Here is a 22,625-nt window from a genome sequence, read left to right as displayed (position 1 = left end):
ATGCAGAACCCCTTCGAGACCCGCGAGATCTGGTTCCTGACCGGCAGCCAGGGACTCTACGGACCCGAGACGCTCGACCAGGTCGCCGAGCAGTCCCGCGTCATCGCCGAGACCCTCGACGCCGCCTCCGACATCCCGGTGAAGATCGTCTGGAAGCCGGTGCTCACCGACCGCGACGCGATCCGCGAGACCGCCCTGGCCGCGAACGCCGACCCCGCCTGCGTGGGCGTCATCGCATGGATGCACACCTTCTCCCCCGCCAAGATGTGGATCCAGGGCCTCGACGCCCTGAAGACCCCGCTGCTGCACCTGCACACCCAGGCCAACGTCGAGCTGCCCTGGGACAGCATCGACATGGACTTCATGAACCTCAACCAGGCCGCCCACGGCGACCGCGAGTTCGGCTACATCGCGACCCGCCTGGGCGTGGACCGCAAGACCGTGGTGGGCCACGCGAGCGATCAGACCGTGCAGGGCCGGATCGGCCGCTGGGCGCGCGCCGCGACCGGCTGGGCCGAGATGCACTCCCTGAAGCTGGCCCGCTTCGGCGACAACATGCGCGGCGTCGCCGTCACCGAGGGCGACAAGACCGAGGCGGAGCTGCGGCTCGGCGTCTCGGTGAACACCTGGGGCGTGAACGACCTGGTGGCGGTGGTCGACGCGGTCCAGGACAGCGCCATCGACGCGCTGGTCGCCGAGTACGAGGAGCTCTACGACGTGGTCCCGGAGCTCCGTGCCGGGGGCGAGCGCCACGAGTCGCTGCGCTACGGCGCGCGCCAGGAGATCGGACTGCGCACCTTCCTCGAGGAGGGCGGGTTCGGTGCGTTCACCACAAACTTCGAGGACCTCGGCGGGCTGCGCCAGCTGCCTGGCCTCGCCGTGCAGCGCCTCATGGCCGACGGCTACGGCTTCGGCGCCGAGGGCGACTGGAAGACCGCGATCCTGGTGCGGGTCGCCGCGGTGATGGGCCACGGCCTGCCCGGCGGCGCCTCCCTCATGGAGGACTACACCTACGACCTCACCCCGGGTCGCGAGCGGATCCTCGGCGCGCACATGCTCGAGGTCTCCCCCTCGCTGACCACCGCGAAGCCGTCGCTGGAGATCCACCCGCTCGGCATCGGCGACCGCGAGGACCCGGTGCGCCTGAAGTTCACGGCCGACGCGGGCCCCGCCGTGGTCGTGGCGCTCTCGGACATGCGCGAGCGGTTCCGGCTGGTCGCCAACGTGGTGGACGTCGTGGAGCCCGACCATGCCCTGCCGAAGCTGCCCGTGGCCTGCGCCGTGTGGGAGCCCGCACCGGACTTCGCGACCTCCGCCGAGTGCTGGCTGACCGCCGGCGCCGCGCACCACACGGTGATGAGCAGCGCCGTGGACCTGGAGACCTGGGAGGACCTCGCGACGATCGGCGACATCGAGCTGGCGATCATCGACGAGGACACCACCGTGCGCTCCTTCGCCCAGGACCTGCGCACCAACCAGGTCTTCCACCGCCTCGCCCAGGGGTTCTGAGGCCGACGGGGGTGACGAAGGCGGGGGAATGGCCCCGTCATTCCCCACCTTCGTCACCCCACATCGCCGCATCGCACCCCCGCGTCGCCGCCCCGCCCTCCGACCCTCAGGAGCTGGAGCCATGACCTCCGCCGAGACCTCGCCCGATCACGCCCTCGAGGTGCCCGGGCACAGCTGGTCCGGGACCGTGGACTACGGGCCCGGCCCGCTGCACGCCCCGACGTCGGTCGCGGAGCTGCAGGCCCTCGTCGGCCGCAGCGAGCGGCTCCGCGCGCTGGGCACCCGCCACTCGTTCTCCGAGATCGCGGCGAGCACGGCCGATCTCGTGACCGTCACCCGGATGCCGGCCGACATCGAGATCGACACCGCGGCGCGCACGGTGCGGGTCGCGGGCGGGGTGCGGTACGGGAAGCTCGCCGTCGCCCTCCACGCGCAGGGCCTGCAGCTGCCGAACATGGGATCGCTCCCCCACATCTCGGTCGCGGGCGCGAGCGCGACGGGCACCCACGGCTCCGGCGACCGTCGGCGCTCGCTGGCCTGCGCGGTGCGGTCGATCGAGCTGGTCACGGCCGGCGGCGACCTGCTCACCCTGTCGCGCGAGGCGGATCCGGAGATCTTCGACGGCGCCGTCATCGCGCTCGGCACCCTCGGAATCGTCACCCACCTCACGCTGGACCTGGACCCGGCCGCGGCGATGCGCCAGAGCGTCCACCTCGACCTCTCCCCCGAGCACATGGACCAGGACGACCTGTCGACCATGCTCGCCGCCGGGACCAGCGTGAGCCTCTTCCACCGCTGGGACGGCCACATCACGCAGGCCTGGGTGAAGCAGCTGGTGGACGACGAGGAGCCGCTGCCCCCGCAGTGGCTGGGCGGGCACCGGTCGGAGCACCCGATCCATCCGCTGCCGGGCGTCTCGGCCGAGCCCTGCACCGACCAGACGGGCGAGCCGGGCCCCGCGCACGAGCGTCTGCCGCACTTCCGCCTCGAGTTCAGCCCGAGCAGCGGCGAGGAGATCCAGTCCGAGTACTTCGTGGCCCGCGAGGACGTCGCCGCCGCCCTCGCCGCGCTGATGCCGCTCGCCGAGCGGATCCAGCCGCTGCTGCACGCCTCGGAGGTGCGCACCGTCGCGGCCGACGGCCTCTGGCTCTCCCCCGCCCACCAGCGCGACAGCGCCTGCCTGCACTTCACCTGGCGGCGTATGCCCGAGCAGGTCACGGCGCTGCTGCCCGAGGTCGAGGAGCGCCTGGCGCCGTTCGCGCCGCGCCCCCACTGGGGCAAGGTCTTCACCCTCGCCCCGGAGCAGGTGCGCGCGCAGTACCCGCACATGGAGGACTTCCTGGCCCTGCGGGACCGGCTGGATCCGGGCCGCACCTTCACCAACGCCTACGTCGACCGACTGCTCGGAGAGTGACCGGACCATGACCACCGCCCCCGCCCCGCGCCCGCCGATGGGCTGGAACTCCTGGGACAGCTACGGCACCACCGTCACCGAGGCGGAGGTGCTGGCCAACGCGCACTTCCTCGCCGAGCACCTGGCGCCTCTGGGCTGGGACACCGTGGTGATCGACATCGACTGGTCGGACCCGTCGGCCCGCTCCCACGGCTACAACCAGGGCGCGCCGCTGGTGATGGACGAGCACGGGCGGCTGCAGCCGGACCCGGAGCGCTTCCCCAGCAGCGCCGACGGCGCCGGGTTCGGCCCGCTCGCCGAGGAGATCCACGCCCTGGGCCTGAAGCTCGGGATCCACGTGATGCGCGGGATCCCGCGCCGCGCCGTCACCGCGAACAGCCCGGTGCTCGGCACGGAGCTGCGCGCGGCCGACATCGCCGCGCGGGACAACTCCTGCGAGTGGAACCCGCACATGGTGGGCATCGACCACGAGGTCGACGGGGCGGGCGCGTACTACGACTCGGTGCTCGCGCTGTACGCGGGCTGGGGCGTGGACTTCCTCAAGGTCGACGACATGCTGTGGCCCTACCAGGCTGCGGAGATCGAGGCCTTCGCCGGGGCGATCGCCCGCTGCGGCCGCCCGATGCAGCTGAGCCTCTCCCCGGGCAGGGACCTGTCGCTGACCCGGCTGGACCATCTGCGCGAGCACGCCACCATGTGGCGGATCTGCGATGACCTCTGGGACCGGTGGGAGGACGTCGAGGCGAACTTCTCGCGCTTCGCCCGCTGGGCGCCGCACGCCGGCGAGGACGGCTGGCCCGACGGGGACATGCTGCCGCTGGGCCGCATCGGGATCCGGGCCGAGCGCGGCGAGCCGCGCGACTCGCTGCTGACCCCGGACGAGCAGGTCGCGCTGATGACCCTCTGGGTGATCGCCCGCTCCCCGCTCATGGTGGGCGGGGACCTGCCCACCTCCGACCCGGCCACGATCGCGCTGCTGCAGAACGCCGACGTGCTCGCCGTGCACGCGACCTCCTCCGGGAACCGGGAGGTGTTCCGCGAGGACCCGCTGATCCTGTGGACGGCCGACGGTCCGCGCGGCGAGCGATACGTCGCAGCGTTCAACACCGGAGAGGCGGAGCTCGCGGTCGCGCTGGACAGCCAGGATGTCGGCCTGCCCGCCCGACTCGACGGCGGGGTCACCGAGCTGTGGAGCGGGGCGTCGGTGCCGACAGGACCGGTCGCGGTGCAGTCCGACGCCGCGCGCGGGGTCGCCCCGGGCTCGACCGCGATCGACGTGCGGATCCCGCCCCACGGGGCGGTCCTGCTCGCGGTGCGCTGAAGAATCCGAGGCCGCCGGCCCCGGACCCGTCGGCCGTGCGTCATCCCCGGTCATCTCCTTGCGCCGCGAGCCGGTCGGAGCACTAGCCTCGTGCGATGACAACTCCTCAGGTCCATGTCATCCATGAGAACCCCGAGTGGTTCCCGCCCTTCGCCGCGGCCTTCGCGCAGCAGGGCGTCCCGGCACGGGAGTGGCTGCTCACCGGCGGATCGATCGATCTCGACCAGGAACCGCCGGAGGGCGTGTACTGGTGCCGGCTCTCCGCCTCCGCGCACACGCGCGACCATGCCGGGTCCAAGGACTACGGGCGCGCCGTGCTGCGATGGCTCGAGTCCTGGGGCCGCACCGTGATCGGCGGCAGCGGCACCCTCGAGCTCGAGGTCAGCAAGGTCGCCCAGCACGCGGCCCTGCGCAGCGCCGGAGTGGAGGTGCCCCGCACCGTCGCCGTGTTCGGCACCGAAGACCTCGCAGAGCGCTCACGGCTGTTCCGCGCCCCGTTCATCAGCAAGCACAACCAGGGAGGGAAGGGGCTGGGGGTGCGCCGCTGGGACTCCCACGAGGAGTTCGCCGCCTGGGTCGGCTCGACGGACTTCGAGCCCTCGCCGGACGGCATCACGCTGCTGCAGGAGCACCTGTGGACACGGGCCCCCTTCATCACGCGCGCCGAGTACGTGGACGGCGAGCTCGTGTACGCGGTCCGGGTGGACACCTCGGCGGGCGCCTTCGAGCTGTGCCCGGCGGAGGCCTGCGCCCCCGACGTCGACGGCGTCGCCGCCCCGCCCCTGTTCACCCTGCGCGAGGACCTGACCGCCCGGCACCCCCTGGTCGCGCAGCACCAGGAGTTCCTGCGGCGCACCGGCCTGCGCATCGCCGGCATCGAGTTCGCGGAGACCCTCGACGGCCGCCTGGTCACCTACGACGTCAACACCAACACGAACTACAGCCCGGACGTCGAGGCGACCGCCCCCGCCTCCGGCCCCGGGCGGATCGCCGCGTTCCTCGGCGGTCTGCTCGCGGCGGAGCACGGGGTGACGCAGGTCTGAGGCGCGAGCCGCCCCGCCGGTCCCGCCCTGCCGCCCCTCACATCGGTGCGTAGCGCGAGCGCAGCGCCGCGTAGATCCCGTAGAGGACGAGGCCCGCACCGATCACGGCGAGCGCGATCCCTCCGGCGGGCAGCGACGCCGTGGACTGCAGCGCCCCGTCGAGGCCGGTCGCCTTCTCCGGATCCGCGCCCAGGCCCGCCCAGCCGAACATCAGGCCCACCCCCAGCAGGGCGATGCCCTTGGCGACGTAGCCGAGCACGCCGGTGACCACGATCGCGCGGGCGATCTGCTGCCCACGGGGGATCCGCAGATCGTCCTCGAAGCCGCGGCTCGCCCCCTTGTGGACGTGGTAGCAGCCGATGCCGAGGACCACGAGGCCCACCATCACGACGGCGATCCGGCCCGCGGCGCCGCCCAACAGGCCGGCGGTGACCTCCGAGGTCTGCTGGCCGGAGTCGCTGCTCCCGCCGGCGGCGAAGCGCAGCGCCGTGACGGCGAGCGCCCCGTAGACGACGGCCTTGCCGAGGGTCCGCACGACGTGGACGATCGTCTCCGTGCCGTCGTCCTTCCACCGGGCCCCGAACCAGGCCTCGGCCACATGCCAGATCACGAGCGCCGCCATGGCCAGCCCTCCGATCCACAGCAGGATGACGCCGCCGGGCGCGGAGGCGACGGCACGCAGCGCGCCGCCCTGGTCGGCGTCCGCCGAGGAGTCGCCCAGCGCCATCCGCAGGGCGATCACGCCGATGAGGACATGGACGAGCCCGCTCATCACGAAGCCGCCGCGGGCGATGTTCTCGAACACCGGATGCTCGGTGACGTTCTCCGCCGCACGCTCGACGTTCTCGGCGCCGTCTCGGGCGCTCTCCAGGGATGCCATGGCTGCATCGTAGAGCGGCCCGCCGTGACCGCGAACCCTGGCAACCCGCGGCAATTCGGCCGCATCGCGCCAGGCATCCGCTTTCCTTGCTGCTCGCCCTGCCGCCGATGACGCACAGGCGGGGCGCGGACCGAAGGTCGGCGCATCGAGGCGCCGCCAGACCCCGAGGACCGACCGTCGGCGCACCCCGCGCACCGGTCACCGAGAGGATCCCGATGCCCGTCTCCCGTCGCTCCGTGCTCTCCGCGTCCGGCGCGCTCGCCGCCGTGGGGCTCGGCGCCGCCGCCTGCGGCTCCGGTGCCGCCCTGGACCCCGACGACCCCCTCGACCTCGACGTCGCGGACGCCGACCTCTCCGGGAGCATCAGCCTGCTCACACCGGACTTCGTGGGCGAGGACCGCGCCGTCCTGGACGACGACGTCATCGCGCCGTTCACCGAGCGGACCGGCGTCCCCGTCTCCGTCGACCAGGTCGACTGGAACAAGCTCAACGAGAAGATCTCGACCGGCATCGCCGGCGGCATCATCGCCGATCTCATCATGACCGGCGTGGGCTGGACCCAGCCCTTCGCGGAGAAGGGCATCTTCGCGGAGATCCCGGCGGACTACATCGAGAGCCTCGGCTTCGACGAGAGCGTGCTCGCACCGGCCCGCTACGACGGGAAGTACTACTCCCTGCCGCAGGCTCTGGATCTGCGCTTCCTCGCCTACCACCCGGAGATGTTCGAGGCCCGGGGCATCACCGAGCCGCCCGCCACCATGGAGGAGCTCGCCGCCGTCGCGGAGGAGCTCACCGGCGACGGCGTGGTGGGCCTGGACTACCTCTCCGGCAGCGCGGGCGGCGCCCGGCAGGCGTTCGTGTTCCTGCTGTACGCCTTCGGCGGCACGATGTTCAGCGAGGACGGGCTGACCACGAGGCTGGCCGAGGAGCCCGGCCGGCTCGCCCTGCAGTGGATGCTCGACGGGATGGACTCCGGGGCGATCGACTACAACCTGCAGGCCGCGGAGGGACAGCCCTCCCCCTTCCAGCAGAAGCGCGCCGCGATGTCCCTGGTCGCCACCGGCAACTGGCCCACCTGGCAGCAGATGACCCCCGAGCTCTGCGAGGAGGGCGCCGCCGGGGTCTTCCTGATGCCTCCGGGCAGCGGCGGGGATCCCGTCATGTTCCAGGGCGGCTCCTTCCTCTCCGTCTCCAGCCTCTCCAAGAACAAGGACGCCGCAGGAGCCTTCATGGAACACATGCTCGATCCGGAGATCCTCGGGATCTCCAACGCGGCGACCGGCAAGGTCCCGCCCACGCCCGACATCCCGGAGAACGAGGAGATCCAGGGCAGCCTGCTGACCCGCTTCGCGCTCGAGAACCTGCAGTACGCCGGGGCCACCGAGGGCGGGACCGCCGCCTACATGCAGATCCGCACCAACCTCGACGGCATCGTCGAGGGCTGCCTGACCCGGAAGAAGAGCGTCGACGAGACGCTCGCGGACATGCAGACCCTGTGCGACGACGCGATCAGCAGGCTCCGATGAGCGCCGCGGGGACCGCGGGTGCCACCGCCTCCAGACGCTCGGTGCGCACCGCGGAGCGCCGCTGGGGTCTGCTGCTGGCCGCCCCGGCCACGCTGCACACGCTGCTGTGGATCGGGGTGCCGATCGTCATCGCGTTCGTGCTGAGCTTCACCTCGTACGACATCATCCACGCCCCGGAGTTCTCGGGCCTGGAGAACTACGGGATCATCTTCACCGACGGGCTGTTCTGGCGGTCCGTGCTGCACAACGTGATCATCGCGGCGGTCGGCATCCCCGTCTCGATGTTCCTCGCGCTGGTCTTCGCGGTCCTGCTGGACCGGGCGATCCCGGGCCGGGGACTGTTCCGCGTGATGGTGTTCCTGCCCCACATCACCGCCACGGTCGCGGTCGCGATGATCTGGCTGTGGATCTACAACCCGTCGGAGAACGGGCTGATGAACGTGATCCTCGGCGTGGTCGGCATCGGGCCGCTGCCCTTCCTCACCAACCCCGACCTGGCCCTGGCCTCGGTCATCCTGGTGACGATCTGGCAGGGCATCGGGCTGAAGATGCTCATCTACCTGGCGGCCCTGCAGGGGGTGGACGGCCAGCTCTACGAGGCGGCCGATCTCGACGGCGCGGGCATCGTGCAGAAGTTCCGTCACGTCACCGTCCCGATGCTGCGACCGGCGACGTTCTTCATCCTCATCACCTCGCTGATCGCGAACTTCCAGACCTTCGACCTCATCTACATCCTCACCGAGGGCGGGCCCGCGAACTCGACCTCCGTGGTGACCTACCGGATCTACCAGACCGCGTTCCAGGAGTTCCGGGTGGGGCTCGCCAACGCCCAGTCGGTGATCCTGCTGCTGATCCTGGTCGTGCTCGCCGTCCTGTCCCGCCGGATCGTCGGAGGTTCCGATGACGACTGATCTCCACACCCCGCCGCCGAAGACGGCCCTGGGGCTGCGCCGCAGCAGGAGGCTCGCCCGCGTGGCGACGCTCGCGTTCCTCATCGTGGCCTCGCTCGTCATGGCCGCCCCGTTCCTGTGGATGGCCCTGTCCTCGATCCGCGACCCCACCGAGCTCGCGAAGGTCCCCATGCCGCTGATCCCCCAGGATCTGCGCTGGGAGAACTACTCCGAGGCGCTGTCCCGAGCCCCGTTCGGGATCTACGCGCGCAACAGCCTCATCCTGGCGACCGCGGCGGCGGTGCTCAACGTGGCCTTCGGCTCCGCCTGCGGGTACGCCCTGGCCAAGATGCGGTTCCGCCTCGCCCCGGCGATCTTCGGCTGGATGGTCGCGTGCATCATGATCCCCTTCTACGCGACCGTGATCCCGGTGTTCCTGATGGTGCGCCACATGCCGCTGTTCGGCGGGAACAGCCTGCTCGGCGCGGGCGGCACCGGATGGATCGACACCTGGTGGGCGCTCATCGTGCCCGGGGCGATCTCCCCGTTCATGGTGTTCCTGTTCCGCCAGTTCTACGTCTCCACGCCCTCGGAGCTGATCGAGGCGGCGCGGCTGGACGGGGTGAGCGAGTTCGGGATCTACACCCGCATCATCACCCCGCTCATCAAGCCGGGCCTGCTCACCGTGGCGCTGCTGAGCTTCGAGGCGGGGTGGAACAACTTCCTGTGGCCGCTGCTGGTGACGACCTCGGAGAACCTCCGGGTGATCCAGGTGGGGATCTCGTCCTTCCGGCAGGAGGCCTCGACCGACTGGCACCTGCTGATGGCGGGCACCACCATGGCGGCGGTGCCGATGATCATCCTGTTCCTCGTCTTCCAGCGGTACTTCGTGCAGGGCTTCGCCGCCTCGGGGATCAAATGAGCCTCGCCCGGCAGGCACCGCGAGGGATCGGCCGACGGGATCCGCTCGAGTCGCGCGGGCTGGTGCGGCTGCTCGTGAAGCCCGCCGCCTTCCTCGGCGCGAACTGGGCGGCGCTGCTCGGGGTGCTCACCGTGGTGGGGATCGTGCCCGCTCTCGCGGGGGCGACGCGGGTGACCGGGGACCTCGCACGCCACGAGGACGCGGCGTTCACGAGCACCCTGCGGCACCTGCGGCGCACCCTGCGCCGGGACGCCCCGGCCTCGCTCCTGATGCTGTTCGTGGCGGTCGGGATCGGGGCGAACGCGCTGGTGCTCCCCCGTCTCGAGCCCTCGCTGCGGGTGCTCGCCGTGGGCGTCCTGCTGCCGCTGATCTGGGCGGCGGTCGCCGCGCTGAGCGCCTATGTCGTCGCCGCGGCCCGGGACCGGACCGCGGAGCGCACCGACGTCGTGATCGCGACGCTCGCCCTGCTGCGGGATCGGCCGCTGGCCGCGCTCGCCGCTCCCCCGCTGATCGTCCTGCTCTCGCCGCTGTGGCTGCTGGCCCCGCTCACCCTCGCCGTCGGATTCAGCGTTCCGCCGTGGGTCCTGGGCCGGCTGTGGGGCGGGACGGCATGACGCCTGCCATGGACAGGCACCGGCTCGGCCCGGAAGAGTGACCTCACCACGTCCTGCGGACCGACGCGGGCCTCGAGAAGGATCCTCCATGTCAGAACAGAATCCCCCGGCCTACGCCATCGCGATGCTCCATGACGTCCACGTCACCGACGAGCTGCTCACCTACATGGAGGTCGTCGAGCAGACGATGGTCCCCTTCGGCGGCCGATGGATCAGCCATGGGCGGACCCCGGAGCTGCTCGAGGGCAGCCGTCGCGAGGACGTGGTCATCATCGGCTTCCCCGACCTCGCCGCGGCGCGCTCCTGGTACGAATCCCGCGCCTACCAGGAGATCGCGCCTCTGCGGCAGCGTCACAGCGCCGCCACGATGGTCCTCCTCGAGGGCGTCGGCGAGGACTACACCAGCCTCTCCACCGTCGAGAAGCTGCGGCGCGCCGTCTCCCCGTGAGCGGTGGACGGCCTCAGCGCCGCGCCGCGCGGGAGGACGTGCCCCGGTGCGGCACGGCCCAGCCGGCCCGCGGACCGGCGCCCGGATCCTCCGCGGCGGCGGGCGCCGGCGGGCTGCTGGGGCTGGGCAGACCCACCTGCTCGAGGAAGCCCTCGAGGGCCAGCACCGCCATGCCGAGGCTCACGCCCTCGCCGTCGGCCTCGGTGAACTCGATGCTCACCGTGCTCGACGGACCCGGCAGGCACTCCTCCGCGATGCGGGCGCGCACCCGGTCGTGCAGGTCGTAGCCGGCGAAGCGGGTGATCCACCCGAGCACCGAGACGTGCTCGGGGTTCAGCAGGTTCACGAGGTTGCCGATGCCGGCCGCGAGGTAGTCGCCCGTGCGGGACAGCGCCTCGCGGGCCGGGGCGTCCCCGGCGACCTCGGCGCGCATGAGCCGCTCGATGAAGTCCCGGTGATGGCGCACCGCGAGCAGCTCGTGGTCGGCGTCGACCTCGGCGAGGGTGGCGCGGATGCCCTCCACGCCCACGTACGCCTCGACGCAGCCGGTGCGGCCGCAGCGGCAGGCGCGTCCGTTCCAGACCAGGGTCGTGTGGCCCCACTCGCCGGCCGAGTTCCCCGGGCCGCGCAGCAGCTGGCCGTCCAGGATGATCCCGGCGCCCACGCCGGTGCCGAGGTTCACGGCGACGAAGTGCCGGAATCGCCGGCCCGCACCGAACCACAGCTCGCCGGTCGCGAGGGCCATGAGCGGGTTGTCGATCCGCACCGGCACCGGCACCGCGCGCTCGAGCGCCTCCATGAGCGGCACCTCGTGCCAGCCCCAGTTCGGGGCGAAGACGTCGACACCGCGCACGGGGTCGACCTGCCCGGGCAGGGAGATCCCGGCGCCGAGCACGGTGCCCTCCACCTCGGGATGACGCTCCAGCAGAGTCCCGATCGCGTCGCCGATCAGCTCGGCGATCGACTCGATGCTCTGCGTGCCCAGCGCCAGCTCGACCCGCTCCTGGCCGAGGCGGGCGAGGGAGAGGTCGAACAGGTCCACCCGCACATAGGTCTCCGCGACGTCGACCGCGAGGAGCGTGCCGCGCCGCGGGTTGGCCTGGAAGGTCGCGGTGGGACGACCGCCCTGGGAGGAGATCTGCCCGGCCTCGCGGAGCACCCCCTCCTCGACCAGCTCGCCGACGAGGGTGGTCACGGTCGCGGCGCTGAGCCCGGTCTCGGTGCTGATCTGGGCCCGGGTCACCGTGTGGCGGGCATAGACCGTCCGCAGCACCATGAAGCGGCTCTCGTTGCGGATGTCCTTGGACGTCTTCGCTGCCACGCCTGCCTCTCAGCTCATCTCGACCGGCTCGGCCCGGCTCCCTCAGCGGGAGGTCGCCGCCCGTCGAGCACCCTCGAAGATACCCCCTGCGCCCTCGATCGCCTCGACGAGCAGGAGCACCTCGCCGCCCTCGGGACCGCACCAGCTCGCGGGCACCCAGCTGCGACCTGCAGGGCCGCCGCCGACCACGGGTTCGCCGAGCACGTGCCGGGAGACCCGACGGCCCCCGGCCAGCACCGTGACCTCGACGTCCTGGCCGGCGAGCTCGAGCAGCAGGCCCTGGTCGGAGGTGCGGTCCGCGCCCTCCAGGCGCAGCAGCACTGGCCGGCCGGCGCCGACCCGCAGTCCGTCGAAGGCGGCGGGGACCGCGGTCCACGCCTCCTCCGCCGACGCCGCGGCGACCGCGGTGAGCTCGGCGGCGAGATCCGCCTCGGCGAGCGTGCGCAGGCGGGTGCAGCGGGCCGGCACCACGGTCAGGAGCTCGACGCGCTCGAGCAGCCCGCCGGGCACGTGCGGGGTGCGGACGGTGACGTCGACCGCGCCGGAGCCCGCGCCGGGCAGGACGAGCACCGGGGCGTCCGGGACCACCAGCGTCTCCTCGCCGCCGTCGAGGGCGACGTGCACCGGGTGGGTCAGACCCACCAGGCGCAGCACCGCCGAGGAGGTGACGGGACCGAGGGCCCGGCCGTAGAGGGTGTCCCGGCCCGGTCGGGCGCTGGACCAGCCGCCGAGCTCCCGCAGCGGCGGCGCGGCGAGATCCCCGCGGGAGCGGCGGTCCGGGATGCGGCGCACCTCCCAGGCGTCGGAGACGTCCTCGGTGCGGAGCACCTGCAGCACCTGGCCCGTGCCGCGCCCGGCACCGAGGTGCAGCGCGGGGCGGCGGGCGTCGTCGAAGTTCGCCCGGCCCCAGATCTCGGCGTCCACGCGGAGCGCGTGCCCGGTGCCAGGGGCGAGCGGCAGGGAGCGGGGTGCTCCGTGGGTGACGCTCACGCCGTGGTCGGTGCCGTCCAGCTCGAGCCGCACGAGGTCCGCGGCCTCGAGGACCAGCACCTCGGTCGCCTCCGCGGAGAGCTCGAACTCCGCGCGGACCCGGCCGTCGGCCAGGCCCAGCCGCTCTGCGCCGGGAAGGGCCGCGCCCTCCTCGAGGGGGTGGACGGTGCCGAGCTCCGCGAGCGCGTCGTGGACGGGAAGGCGGTGCGCCGCGACACGGGCCAGGACCGGCTCGGGATCGGCGAGGCTGTAGGCGCGCTCCTGCACGATGAGGCGGACGGGGATCCGTGCCGACTGCGAGCGGGCCTCGCCCGGGCCTGTCTGCACGAGGTGCTCGGGCTCCCCGCCGTCGGCCGCGAGCTCGAGGGCCACGTGCGCATCGACCCCGCCCTCGAAGGTGAGCACGAGGGAGTCGGAGGTGCCCGCGATCGGCGGCCGGACCCCGATCAGCTCCGCGGTCGCCGCCGTCAGCGTCCCCTCGGCGCCCCAGGGCTCGAGCGGGACGTCGAGCGCCCAGAAGGGACAGGTCCCGGGCGCGAGGACCGCGGCGATGCCCGCCGTGGAGCCGCTCGGGCGCAGGAGGACGGCGGTGGCGAGGTCGTCGAGCTCTGCCGGACCCACCACGAACCCGCCGCCGTCCAGGGCGAGCGCGCCGCCGGTGGCGATGCCGTCGACCGCCACGGAGTCCAGCGGGACCGGCAGCGCGGTGGCGAGACGGTCGCCCCAGGCCGCGAGGGTCGCGCCGAGCGCCACGGCCTCGTCGTACTCGGGCCGCCGACGGCCGTCGGGGGTGAGGTACCCGTCGAAGTCGTAGTCGTGGGTCATGAGGTTGCCCGGGTCCCCCCAGTTGCCGGCCGACGGCAGCACCAGGTGGTCGAAGCCCGAGGTCTGCAGATAGGGCGCGACGAGCCGGGCGCCGGCGAGGATCTCGCGGCGCAGCGTGCGGTGCATCCGGTTGGTCTCGGTGACCATGAGCGGCAGGTTCCGGGAGGCGAGCTCGGCCGCATAATGGCGGGCCTCCGCGTCGAAGCTGCGCGAGGTGTCCGAGGGGTACAGGTTCACGGTGGGGACGACGTGCTCGGCGTCGCCGCTGGCCCCCGCGAGGTCGCCCTGGCCGGCGCACGCGATGATCGGCACCTCGATGCCGTGGGCGCGGGTGCGCTCGACCAGGTGGGCCATGTAGTCCTCCGGGTCGGGGCAGTCGAAGAAGTCGAGCTCGTTCTCGATCTGCACGAGGGCGACCGGGCCGCCGCGAACGATCTGCGCCGCGGCGAGGATCGGCATGACGGCGTCGAACCAGCGGTCCACGGCCTCGAGATAGGCGGGATCGGTGGTGCGCAGCGCGGCCGGCGCGGTGGCGGCGTCGCCGTGCAGCCACCACGGCAGGCCGCCACCGTCGGTCTCCGAGCAGATGTACGGGCCCGGCCGCGCCATCACCAGAAGGTCCCGGGCGGCGGCGAGCTCGAGGAAGCGGGCCAGGTCCCGTTCCGGGGAGCTGAGGTCGATGGTGCCGGGCACCTGCTCGTGGAAGCCCCAGTGCACGTAGAGGTCCACCATCCGGTAGCCCGACTCCTGCACGAGCTGCAGGCGGTGGTCCCACTGCTCCGACGGGATGCGGAAGGGGAACACGGAGGAGCACAGCAGGACCGACGGGGTGCCGTCGAGCAGGAGCCTGCCGGCGCCGAGCTCGAGGGTGGTGGGGCGCGGCGTCATCGCGACGTCTCCTTCAGGTCAGGGGTGGTCTCGGTGGGGATGTAGCGGGAGAAGACGGAGCGCAGCAGCAGCGCGTTGACGCAGGCGATGGCGCCGGCGCCGAACAGGAGCCAGAACAGCCCGTAGCCCGCCAGCGCGGGCTCGGTCACGGTGACCACGACGGGCAGCACGAGCACGGCCACCATGCCGAGCGCGGCGACGGGGTGGCGGGCGGACATCTTCCGCGCGGCGGTGATCACCTCGCGGGTGCCGCCCTCGAAGGTCGCCTGGTACGGGAAGAGGAAGCACAGGATCACCAGGAGCCGCAGCGCGACCACCGCGATCACCGCATAGGCGAGGCCCACGAGGAGCGGGGAGACGTCGAGGGCGGAGACCACCAGCAGCCAGGCGAGGAGCACCGCGACCGCCGCGACCGCGATCCCGAGCAGGATCGTCGCCTGGCGCAGGTTCTGCCGGAACGCACGCAGATAGGTCCCGGGCACCGAGTCCTGCCGGTCGTCGACCATCTCCAGCGCGGTGCGGCTCAGCGCCGTCAGCGAGGCGCCGAGGGTGATCAGCGGCAGCGAGGTCACGAAGAACAGCAGGTTCAGGATCATCACGTCCGCGACCCTGCCCAGGATCCTCTGCAGCGGGGAATCCGCCGCCATCAGGCTCTTCATGGTGCTCGTTCCTCGTATCGGCGGGGTGCGGGGTGCCCGGGCGAGGACCGCCCGGGCACCCCGGCCGGATCAGCTGAGGCCCTTGTCCGCCTTCCAGGTGTCCATCTGCTCCTGCACGGAGGCGATGATGTCGCTCAGCCCGGCGCCGTCCAGCTTGGAGCGCATGTCCGAGATCGCCGAGGCGGGGTCGTCGAACTTGCCGTACTGGAGCTGCGGCAGGTACTCGGAGAGCACACCGCTGACGGCCGAGAGTGCCGGGGCGAAGGCGTTCTGGTCGATGACCAGGGTCTCGTACGGGTACACCTTCGCGACCTTGTCGAGCTCGGCGTAGTAGTCCCACTTGTAGTCGGCATCGGTGACGCGATCGAGCTCGTAGTCGTCCATGCGGCCGTACCAGAAGTTCGCTCCGAGACCGTCGGTGGAGGGGTCGTAGCCCGTCGGGAAGTCGAGCTTCCCGTCCTCGGTGACGACGTAGTCGGTGTCCTCGATGCCGAAGTTGATCAGGCGGTAGCACTCCTCGTCGTTGCGCAGGAGGTCGTACACCGCGAGGGACTTCTCGGGGTTGCTGCTGGTGGCGGAGACCGCCATCGCCCCGTGGGTCTTGAGGTCCTTGAAGAAGTTCCCGTTCTCGCTGCCCCAGTAGAAGAACTTCGGGTCCGAGCCCTCCTGCTTGGCCGTCATGTTGAAGACGATCCCGGTGAGGAAGGTCTGGGTGTGGTGCTGATCGGCGCCGGAGAGGCCCGCGTAGAACAGCTCGCGGGTGTCGCCGTCGTAGTTCAGCGCGTCCTCGCGCCACACGCCGAGGTCGTTCCACTCCTTGGCGATCTTCGCGGCCTCCTGCAGGAGGTCGCCCTCCAGGAGCCAGGAGGTGACCTTGTAGGGGTTCGACTCGGTGGTGTGCAGCGGGAAGTAGTTGCCGGCGCTGAGGCCCTGGATGGTCTGGAAGTCGCCGTGACCGGCGATGTAGCCGTCCAGCACCGCGGCGTTCGAGCCCGAGACGTCCCACGGGTAGGCCTCGGACTGGTTGTCCTTGACCCACTGGAAGTAGGTCGTGAAGTCCTCGAACTTCGTGATGGTGCCGTCCGTGAAGCCGGCCTCTGTGGCCCAGTCGCCGCGGTAGAAGAAGCCGTGGTTGGTGTACTGGGTGTAGTTGTCCTCGGGGACGAAGTAGATGACGTCGTCGAGCTTCGTGAGGTCCCAGTCGCCGGACTCGTCGACCTGCGCCCAGGTCTTCGGGGCGTTCTCCTGCAGGAGCGGCTCCTCGAGCTCGAGGAAGGCGCCCTTGCTCGCGTTGTCCCAGGCGAAGAGCCAGTCGGAGGCGGTGCCGATGAGGTCGATCGAGCCGTCACCGGAGAGCAGCTGCACGTTGTACTGGGTCTGCCAGTCCGCCCACTCCACGTAGTACAGCGCGAGGATCGCGCTCGCCCTCTCGGTGAGGACGGCGTTGAGCTTCTCGAGCATCGCCTCGAGGCGGCCGTTGGTGGGCTTGTCGCCCAGCACCAGCATCGTGATGGTCGGGGTGCCGCCGCCGTCGCCTCCCGAGGAGGAGCCGCACCCGGCGAGGGCGGACGTGACGAAGAGCGCGGGGACGGAGGCCGCCCCGATCTTGAGAAGAGTCCTGCGTTCCATGAGGTGTCCTCAACTTCCTTGTCTATGACACGGGGGTGGTGATGGTGGCCGAACAGGTGGGCCTGCGGAGGATCCGCGATCAGCCCTTCACGGCGCCGACGGTGAGGCCGGAGACGAAGTACTTCTGGACGAAGGGGTAGAGCAGGATGATGGGGCCGGTGGCCACGACGGCGCTGGCCATCTTCAGCGTGTTCGTGGGCAGGGCCGTCACCGTCACGTTCGCGCCGGCGACGGAGTTCTTCAGCGCGTTCGCGGTGTTGATGACGTTGTAGAGGTAGTACTGCAGCGGCTTGAACTCCACGGCGCTGCCCAGGTACAGCGAGGACAGGTACCACTCGTTCCAGTAGCCGAGCGCCAGGAACAGGCCGACGGTGGCCAGTGCGGGCTTGAGCATCGGGAAGGCGAGCTGGACGAAGATCCGGAAGTCGCCGGCGCCGTCGATCTTGCCCGACTCGACGATCTCCCACGGGACCGAGCGGGCGAAGTTCTTCATGAGGATGATCAGCCACGGCGTCAGCAGCAGCTGGAGGAACACGGCGAGGTAGGAGCCCTTGAGGCCCAGGACCTGCGTGACCCAGATGTAGGTCGGGGCGAGGCCCGCCGAGAACAGGGTCGTGAAGTAGATGAAGAACGAGATGTGGTTGCGGTAGATGAAGTCCCGGCGCTGCAGGGCGAATCCCGTCATCGCGATGATGAACAGGCCGATCGCCGTGCCGGCCACGGTCATCGTGATGGTCACGACGTACGAGCCGATGATCGCGCGGGGGTACCGGAAGATGAACTCGTAGGCCTCGAGGGAGAAGCCGCGCGGGAGGAGCCCGAAGCCATCCTTCATGATCTCCGACTCGCTCGAGACGGAGGCCGAGAGGATGAGGATGAACGGCAGCGCGCAGAAGATCGTGAACAGCGTGACCGAGAAGTAGGAGATCGACCTCAGCACGACCTCGCTGCGGTCCAGCTTGACCTTGACGGGCTTGCGTCGCGGGGTCACGGCGGCGGTGGAGGGCAGGGCCCCGGGGGCGATGGTGCTCATGGTTCTCCTCCGCTCAGAACAGCGCGTAGTCGGGGTTGATGCGGCGGACGATCCAGTTGCACAGCAGCACGAGCGCGAATCCGAAGAGCGACTGGTAGAGGCCCACGGCGGTGGACGCCGTGAAGTTGTTCTGGGACATGATCATTCGGTACACGGAGGTCTCGATGATGTCCGTGGAGGAGAACAGCGCGGAGTTGTTCCCGATCAGGTTCCAGAAGAGGCCGAAGTTGCCGCGCATGATCCCGCCGAGGGAGAACAGCAGCAGGATGATGAACGTCGGCTTGAGGCTCGGCAGGATGATGAACCGGATCCGCTGCCAGGCGGAGGCGCCGTCGATCGCGGAGGCCTCGAACATCGTGTTGTCGATGCCCATGATGGCCGCGAAGTAGACGATCGATCCGTAGCCCGTGCTCTGCCAGAGGTGGAAGAGCACGATGATGATCGGCCAGAGACCTGCGGCGCTGTAGATCTTGACCGGATCCGCGCCCGTCTTGGCCAGCAGGGCGTTGATCGCTCCGGTGTCGTAGTTCAGGAGGTTGAAGGCGATGACGCCGATGAGCACGACGGAGATGAAGTACGGCAGGAACATCACCGCCTGGCTGATCTTCTTGAAGTACTTCTGGCGGACCTCGTTGAGCATGATCGCCAGCGCGATCTGCAGGACGTTGCCGATGACGATGAAGGCGATGTTGTAGAGCAGGGTGTTGCGGGTGAGCAGCCACAGCTGGCCGGACTTCACCAGGAACTCGAAGTTCTTGAAGCCCACGAACTCGCTGCCGAAGATCCCGTCGCGGAAGTTGTAGTTCGTGAAGGCGATCCAGCTGCCGGGCAGCGGGCCGTAGCTGAAGACGATGAAGAAGATGATCGCCGGCAGGCACATGATCAGCAGGGCGCGGTTGCCCCACAGCTTCTGGCCGAGGGTGCGCCGGCGGCGGCCCTCGGCGGGCGAGGGGCGGGAGTCCGTCGGGGCCTGGGCGAGAGGTGCGGCTGCGTTCACTGCCACCGTCGGCCTCCTCGCAGGTCGGCACCGGGGAGCAGGGGCGCGCCGGGGGTGCGTCCGGGCGCCGCCGCGGCGCGCACGGCGCGCGCCGGGTGCAGGGGAAGGCTCATCGGGGATGCCTTTCGTCGGATCGCAGTGCCGACGCCGCGGCTCCAGTGCCCTCGGCGGTGCGAGCGTCTCTGCCCGCCCTGCGATGAGGCTTAACCTAACCCATGAAAAAAGGGGAGTCGAGCATCTCCTCGGACACGATCAGGTCACGGCCGGGGCGATCCGGTCCGGCTCATCCGCCGCCGTCGAGCTCCGTCAGCTGACGGCCGATCCGCAGGCCGGAGCCCTCGATCTCCAGGTCGTACAGCTTCCCGCGGGCATCGCGGAACGGCCGATGCACGATGAGCAGCGGGCGACGATCGCCGTCGAGGGCGCGGAACACCATGCCGTGCCCGCTGTCCTGCCGCAGCAGCGGCTCCTGCTGGACCCAGGGCCCGGCGAGCTCCCCGGACTCCGCGACCGCCCAGGTCTGGACGTAGTCGCCCTCGACCATCCCGGTCGCCGTGGCGCGGTCCTTCGCGTAGGTGGACCACAGCATGATCAGCGCACCGGAGGGCGCGCGCAGCAGCTGCGGGCCGTCGGTGACGTAGGGCGCGAGCTGGTGTGCGGAGGGCCGGGGCAGGTCGGCGGTGAGCCAGGCGGCCTCCGAGCCGCGGAAGAGGTGGATCGGCTCCCCCGCGGCGGCGGCGAGGTCCTCGCGCAGCGGGATCGCCTCGATGGTCCCGTCGATCTTCTGCAGCCATTCATGGGCGTAGACCAGCCAGGGGTCGCCCTCGGGATCCACGAACAGCGTGCCGTCCAGCGCCATGAAGTCGGGCGGGGTCAGGGACCCCTCGGCGAGGGGCAGGAAGGGGCCCGACGGCGACTCGGCGACCGCCGCGAAGGTGCCGCGCACATGGTTCCGCACGGGGACCGGGAGGCCGTATCCGTCGGCCGCGGGGACCGGGAGGGTCGCCTCCTCATCGTGCAGCGTGACCAGGAGGATGTACCGGCCCCGGTGGACATGGACCTCCGGGGCCCAGGCGCCCTGCCGGGCGGCCATGGGCTCCGCCGCCCGGAACACCACGCTCGGCCGTGACCAGCGCCGCAGGTCACGGCTGCGGTAGACCATCGTGCCCACCACGTCCTCGCCGCTCATCGCCGCCACGTTCGAGGTGTACAGGAAGTACTGGCCGGTGGCCTCGTCGGCGAGCACGTACGGGTCGTGCAGGGGCATCTCCGGCAGGGTCAGCGGGTATTCCGGAGCGTCGGGGGTGGTCACCGCGGCCGCACCTGGACGACCACCTCGGCGTCGTAGTCCTGGGAGGTGTTCAGGCTGCCGCGGTACCAGACGAGCACGCTGCGGGAGGGATCCCCGGGCACGGCGATCGGGCGCATGTTGTCCGCCGTCGAGTCCTCGGTGACCGGGGTCCACGTCCAGCTCGCGCCGGCGTCGCGGGTGACCCCGTGGAAGATCTCGTGGTGGGCGAGGGTCGCCCCGGTGCGGGGGTCGACGACGGTCGAGATCCACAGGGCGTGCGGGTCGTCGGGGTCGATGGTGGCCAGACCCGTGTAGTCCTCCTCGTGCGGGAAGAGCTGCGGGCCGGCCTCGGCGAGCTCCGCGACCTCCCACCGGCCCGAGCCCGGCCGCAGCACGGCGCGGACGAAGCGGTGGTCGATCGGGTCGACCTCGTGGGTCGGCGCATCCCAGGCGTGACGGGCCGTGCTGGTCCCGGCGGTGTCGTCGGCCCGGGCGGTCATGAGCGCCACGAGCGTGCCGTCGGCGAAGCGGCGCAGATCGGTGGTCCAGGCGTGGGTGAGGGTCGCGCCGCCGGCGGCGGAGCCGTTGCCGAGCACGGGGGTGAGGTCCTCGGCGCGGAGCGTGGGGTCGGTGAGGCCGCGGCCGAGCTCGCCCACCGCCGTGCCGTCGGCGCGGTGGAGCCGGCCGCCGGCCAGGTAGCCGTGCCAGATGGAGGTCGCGTAGTCGCGCGGGTGGTGCTCGGTGATGATCAGGTCGATGCGGTCGTCGGTGCCGAAACGGGCGCCGGAGGCGTAGCGGGCGTAGCCGTTGACGTAGCCGACCTTCTCGCGGGTCAGCAGGCGGCCGCCGAACTGCCAGGTGCCGCCGTCGTCGTGCGAGACGAGGTAGCAGGGGTCGTCGTTGATCGCGCGGACGAAGCAGTGCAGCACCCCGTCGAGCTGATGGAGGTTCTGGTAGGTCACGCCCCGCCCGCCGCCGAGCGCCTCGGCCTGCTCCGGCGTCTCGAACAGGGTGCGCCAGTCGAAGGACTGCTCGGGCCCCCAGACGGTGGGGTCCTCGCCCTCGCTGATCCGCCAGCGGGTGAGGTCGTCGCTCTTGTGGCGGCTGAAGACGGTGAGCCAGCGGCCGTCGGCCCGGCGCCACAGGGCGGGGTTGTCGTGGTCGTCGGACTCGAGGCCGGGGTGGAGGGTGACGGTGGTGGCCGCGCCCGCCTCGCCGAGGCGGTCGAGGTCCACGACGTGGAGGTCCACGTCCCCGCCGCGGCGGTCGCCCCCCGCTCCCCCGCGGCTCGCGACGGCGCCGACGAGAAGGGTCCCGGTGGTGGCATCGACCAGGGCGCGCTCGTCCTGGAACCAGCACCATCCGCCGTTGTCGCTGATCGCAGCGGTCACGTCGGAGACGGGGAGGGTGTTCTCCACGGGGTCAGAGCTCCTGCATCAGGGCGGCCATGCGGTCACGGGACTCGGCGGCCTGCGGCAGGCCCACCTTGTTGAGATGGCCGTGGGTGACTCCGCGGCGCACCTCGAACTCGACCTCGACGCCTGCCTCGGCCAGCTGCTCGGCGTAGCGACGGGCGCTGGTGCGCAGGTCGTCGAACTCGTCGGCCTCGATGTAGGTGCGGGGCAGGATCGCGAGCTGCTCCGGGGTGCCGAGCCCGGGGAAGTCGTGCGGGGTCGCCCGCTCCAGCGGACCGCCCAGGTAGTTCTCGCTCATCCCCCGCATGCCCTCCGGGGTGAAGCGGAGCTGCAGGGGCAGCTCGGCGAGCGCGGCCGCCTCCTCCTCGGTGGCCTCGGGGTTCAGCGGGTGGGCGACGAGGTACATCAGCAGCGAGGCGGCCGGGGCCCTGCCCGCCTCGGCCAGGCGCAGCGAGGCGGCGGCGGCGAGGTTGCCGCCGGCGCTCGCGCCGCCGAGGGCCAGGCGGTCCGGGTCGATGCCGAGCTCCTCCGCGGAGGCGCGGGTCCAGTCCACCGCGGCGATCACGTCGTCACAGGGGATCGGGGCGCGCACGTCGAGGTCCTCGGCGGTGCCGGGGATCCTGCGGGCGGGCTCGCCGTCGCCCGGGGCATCGCACAGCCGGTAGTCGACCGAGACCACGACCGCGTCCGCCCGACCGGCCACGCCGCGGGCGGTGTGGTCGCCCTCGGGCATCTCGAGGTCGCCGTGCATGAAGCCGCCGCCGTGGCAGAACACGAGCACGGGCCGCGGGCCGTCGGCCGGGGCGATCGGGGTGTAGACCCGCAGCGGCACCGGGCCGTGGGGACCGGGCGCCTCGCGGTGCTCGATCCGCAGGTCCCAGGCCTCGCTGCGGCCGTAGGAGGCGTTCCAGGCGTCGTGATCGGCCTCGGTGAGCGGGCCGCGGGCGGCGGCTGCGGCGAAGACCCGCAGGCGGCGCTCCATCTCGGTGGGGGCGGTGACGGTCATGCGT

Annotated in this window: 19 protein-coding genes; 9 read left to right on the top strand and 10 right to left on the bottom strand. The window is 71.5% G+C overall.

Annotated features, from left to right (window positions below):
• The 4 genes from araA (at position 1) to CFK41_RS01550 (ending at position 5,287) form a co-directional block, all read left to right on the top strand.
• Positions 1-1,509 carry an L-arabinose isomerase gene (araA, locus tag CFK41_RS01565; RefSeq protein WP_096798089.1) on the top strand — a complete coding sequence of 503 codons (1,509 nt, stop codon included), beginning with the start codon at positions 1-3 and terminating at the stop codon, positions 1,507-1,509.
• Between the two features lie 121 nt (positions 1,510-1,630).
• Positions 1,631-2,923, top strand: a complete 1,293-nt coding sequence (locus CFK41_RS01560) for a D-arabinono-1,4-lactone oxidase (RefSeq protein ID WP_096798088.1) — start codon at positions 1,631-1,633, stop codon at positions 2,921-2,923.
• A gap of 7 nt (positions 2,924-2,930) precedes the next feature.
• Positions 2,931-4,244 (top strand): alpha-galactosidase, encoded by a 1,314-nt coding sequence (locus tag CFK41_RS01555; RefSeq protein ID WP_096798087.1) that lies wholly within the window; start codon positions 2,931-2,933, stop codon positions 4,242-4,244.
• Positions 4,245-4,339: 95 nt separating this feature from the next.
• A complete protein-coding gene (locus CFK41_RS01550; RefSeq protein ID WP_096798086.1) occupies positions 4,340-5,287 on the top strand; it encodes an ATP-grasp domain-containing protein in 948 nt (315 codons plus the stop codon).
• Between the two features lie 37 nt (positions 5,288-5,324).
• On the opposite strand, the gene CFK41_RS01545 is transcribed toward CFK41_RS01550, so the two are convergent.
• Entirely contained in the window at positions 5,325-6,167 is an 843-nt protein-coding gene (locus CFK41_RS01545; protein ID WP_096798085.1) for a DUF1206 domain-containing protein, read from the bottom strand.
• A gap of 215 nt (positions 6,168-6,382) precedes the next feature.
• Here CFK41_RS01545 and CFK41_RS01540 point away from each other — a divergent pair, with 215 nt between their 5' ends.
• The 5 genes from CFK41_RS01540 to CFK41_RS01520 all read left to right on the top strand — a co-directional run bounded on the left by CFK41_RS01540 (position 6,383) and on the right by CFK41_RS01520 (position 10,567).
• Entirely contained in the window at positions 6,383-7,693 is a 1,311-nt protein-coding gene (locus CFK41_RS01540; protein WP_096798084.1) for an extracellular solute-binding protein, read from the top strand.
• Positions 7,690-8,604, top strand: coding sequence for a carbohydrate ABC transporter permease (locus CFK41_RS01535; protein ID WP_096798083.1), 915 nt, complete (start codon positions 7,690-7,692; stop codon positions 8,602-8,604). Before CFK41_RS01540 ends, CFK41_RS01535 begins: the two co-directional genes overlap by 4 nt.
• Positions 8,594-9,505 carry a carbohydrate ABC transporter permease gene (locus CFK41_RS01530; protein ID WP_096798082.1) on the top strand — a complete coding sequence of 304 codons (912 nt, stop codon included), beginning with the start codon at positions 8,594-8,596 and terminating at the stop codon, positions 9,503-9,505. Before CFK41_RS01535 ends, CFK41_RS01530 begins: the two co-directional genes overlap by 11 nt.
• Positions 9,502-10,119 carry a hypothetical protein gene (locus CFK41_RS01525; RefSeq protein WP_096798081.1) on the top strand — a complete coding sequence of 206 codons (618 nt, stop codon included), beginning with the start codon at positions 9,502-9,504 and terminating at the stop codon, positions 10,117-10,119. Before CFK41_RS01530 ends, CFK41_RS01525 begins: the two co-directional genes overlap by 4 nt.
• Before the next feature lie 88 nt (positions 10,120-10,207).
• Positions 10,208-10,567: a DUF1330 domain-containing protein gene (locus CFK41_RS01520; RefSeq protein ID WP_096798080.1), complete on the top strand. Its 360-nt coding sequence runs from the start codon at positions 10,208-10,210 to the stop codon at positions 10,565-10,567.
• A 13-nt stretch (positions 10,568-10,580) separates the two neighbouring features.
• Here the strand turns inward: CFK41_RS01520 and CFK41_RS01515 are convergent, their stop codons facing one another.
• The 9 genes from CFK41_RS01515 to CFK41_RS01475 all read right to left on the bottom strand — a co-directional run bounded on the left by CFK41_RS01515 (position 10,581) and on the right by CFK41_RS01475 (position 22,621).
• Positions 10,581-11,888 (bottom strand): ROK family transcriptional regulator, encoded by a 1,308-nt coding sequence (locus tag CFK41_RS01515; RefSeq protein WP_096798079.1) that lies wholly within the window; start codon positions 11,886-11,888, stop codon positions 10,581-10,583.
• 42 nt (positions 11,889-11,930) lie between these two features.
• A complete protein-coding gene (locus tag CFK41_RS01510; protein ID WP_096798078.1) occupies positions 11,931-14,591 on the bottom strand; it encodes a beta-galactosidase in 2,661 nt (886 codons plus the stop codon).
• A complete protein-coding gene (locus tag CFK41_RS01505) occupies positions 14,588-15,250 on the bottom strand; it encodes a YesL family protein (protein WP_096798077.1) in 663 nt (220 codons plus the stop codon). The genes CFK41_RS01510 and CFK41_RS01505 overlap by 4 nt, the downstream gene beginning before the upstream one ends.
• A gap of 69 nt (positions 15,251-15,319) precedes the next feature.
• Positions 15,320-16,879, bottom strand: coding sequence for an ABC transporter substrate-binding protein (locus CFK41_RS01500; RefSeq protein WP_096798076.1), 1,560 nt, complete (start codon positions 16,877-16,879; stop codon positions 15,320-15,322).
• A 79-nt stretch (positions 16,880-16,958) separates the two neighbouring features.
• Positions 16,959-17,912, bottom strand: a complete 954-nt coding sequence (locus CFK41_RS01495) for a carbohydrate ABC transporter permease (RefSeq protein WP_151904630.1) — start codon at positions 17,910-17,912, stop codon at positions 16,959-16,961.
• Positions 17,913-17,925: 13 nt separating this feature from the next.
• The gene (locus CFK41_RS01490; protein WP_227873164.1) at positions 17,926-18,915 is read right to left on the bottom strand and encodes an ABC transporter permease; all 990 of its coding nucleotides are present in this window, start codon (positions 18,913-18,915) and stop codon (positions 17,926-17,928) included.
• Positions 18,916-19,192: 277 nt separating this feature from the next.
• Positions 19,193-20,221, bottom strand: coding sequence for a glycoside hydrolase family 43 protein (locus CFK41_RS01485; protein WP_227873163.1), 1,029 nt, complete (start codon positions 20,219-20,221; stop codon positions 19,193-19,195).
• Entirely contained in the window at positions 20,218-21,618 is a 1,401-nt protein-coding gene (locus tag CFK41_RS01480; RefSeq protein ID WP_227873162.1) for a BNR-4 repeat-containing protein, read from the bottom strand. The genes CFK41_RS01485 and CFK41_RS01480 overlap by 4 nt, the downstream gene beginning before the upstream one ends.
• A 4-nt stretch (positions 21,619-21,622) precedes the next feature.
• Positions 21,623-22,621 (bottom strand): alpha/beta hydrolase, encoded by a 999-nt coding sequence (locus CFK41_RS01475; RefSeq protein ID WP_096798075.1) that lies wholly within the window; start codon positions 22,619-22,621, stop codon positions 21,623-21,625.
• Positions 22,622-22,625: the final 4 nt, after the last annotated feature.

Origin of the sequence: Brachybacterium ginsengisoli, from assembly GCF_002407065.1 — a bacterium.
Taxonomy (GTDB): Bacteria; Actinomycetota; Actinomycetes; order Actinomycetales; family Dermabacteraceae; genus Brachybacterium; species Brachybacterium ginsengisoli.
This window is presented reverse-complemented; position numbering and strand designations above follow the sequence as displayed.

Excerpts from the sequence above, each read along its gene's own strand:
- araA (WP_096798089.1), top strand. The coding sequence starts at position 1 with ATGCAGAACCCCTTCGAGACCCGCGAGATCTGGTTCCTGACCGGCAGC.
- CFK41_RS01560 (WP_096798088.1), top strand. The coding sequence starts at position 1,631 with ATGACCTCCGCCGAGACCTCGCCCGATCACGCCCTCGAGGTGCCCGGG.
- CFK41_RS01555 (WP_096798087.1), top strand. The coding sequence starts at position 2,931 with ATGACCACCGCCCCCGCCCCGCGCCCGCCGATGGGCTGGAACTCCTGG.
- CFK41_RS01550 (WP_096798086.1), top strand. The coding sequence starts at position 4,340 with ATGACAACTCCTCAGGTCCATGTCATCCATGAGAACCCCGAGTGGTTC.
- CFK41_RS01545 (WP_096798085.1), bottom strand. The coding sequence starts at position 6,167 with ATGGCATCCCTGGAGAGCGCCCGAGACGGCGCCGAGAACGTCGAGCGT.
- CFK41_RS01540 (WP_096798084.1), top strand. The coding sequence starts at position 6,383 with ATGCCCGTCTCCCGTCGCTCCGTGCTCTCCGCGTCCGGCGCGCTCGCC.
- CFK41_RS01535 (WP_096798083.1), top strand. The coding sequence starts at position 7,690 with ATGAGCGCCGCGGGGACCGCGGGTGCCACCGCCTCCAGACGCTCGGTG.
- CFK41_RS01530 (WP_096798082.1), top strand. The coding sequence starts at position 8,594 with ATGACGACTGATCTCCACACCCCGCCGCCGAAGACGGCCCTGGGGCTG.
- CFK41_RS01525 (WP_096798081.1), top strand. The coding sequence starts at position 9,502 with ATGAGCCTCGCCCGGCAGGCACCGCGAGGGATCGGCCGACGGGATCCG.
- CFK41_RS01520 (WP_096798080.1), top strand. The coding sequence starts at position 10,208 with ATGTCAGAACAGAATCCCCCGGCCTACGCCATCGCGATGCTCCATGAC.
- CFK41_RS01510 (WP_096798078.1), bottom strand. The coding sequence starts at position 14,591 with ATGACGCCGCGCCCCACCACCCTCGAGCTCGGCGCCGGCAGGCTCCTG.
- CFK41_RS01505 (WP_096798077.1), bottom strand. The coding sequence starts at position 15,250 with ATGAAGAGCCTGATGGCGGCGGATTCCCCGCTGCAGAGGATCCTGGGC.
- CFK41_RS01500 (WP_096798076.1), bottom strand. The coding sequence starts at position 16,879 with ATGGAACGCAGGACTCTTCTCAAGATCGGGGCGGCCTCCGTCCCCGCG.
- CFK41_RS01495 (WP_151904630.1), bottom strand. The coding sequence starts at position 17,912 with ATGAGCACCATCGCCCCCGGGGCCCTGCCCTCCACCGCCGCCGTGACC.
- CFK41_RS01475 (WP_096798075.1), bottom strand. The coding sequence starts at position 22,621 with ATGACCGTCACCGCCCCCACCGAGATGGAGCGCCGCCTGCGGGTCTTC.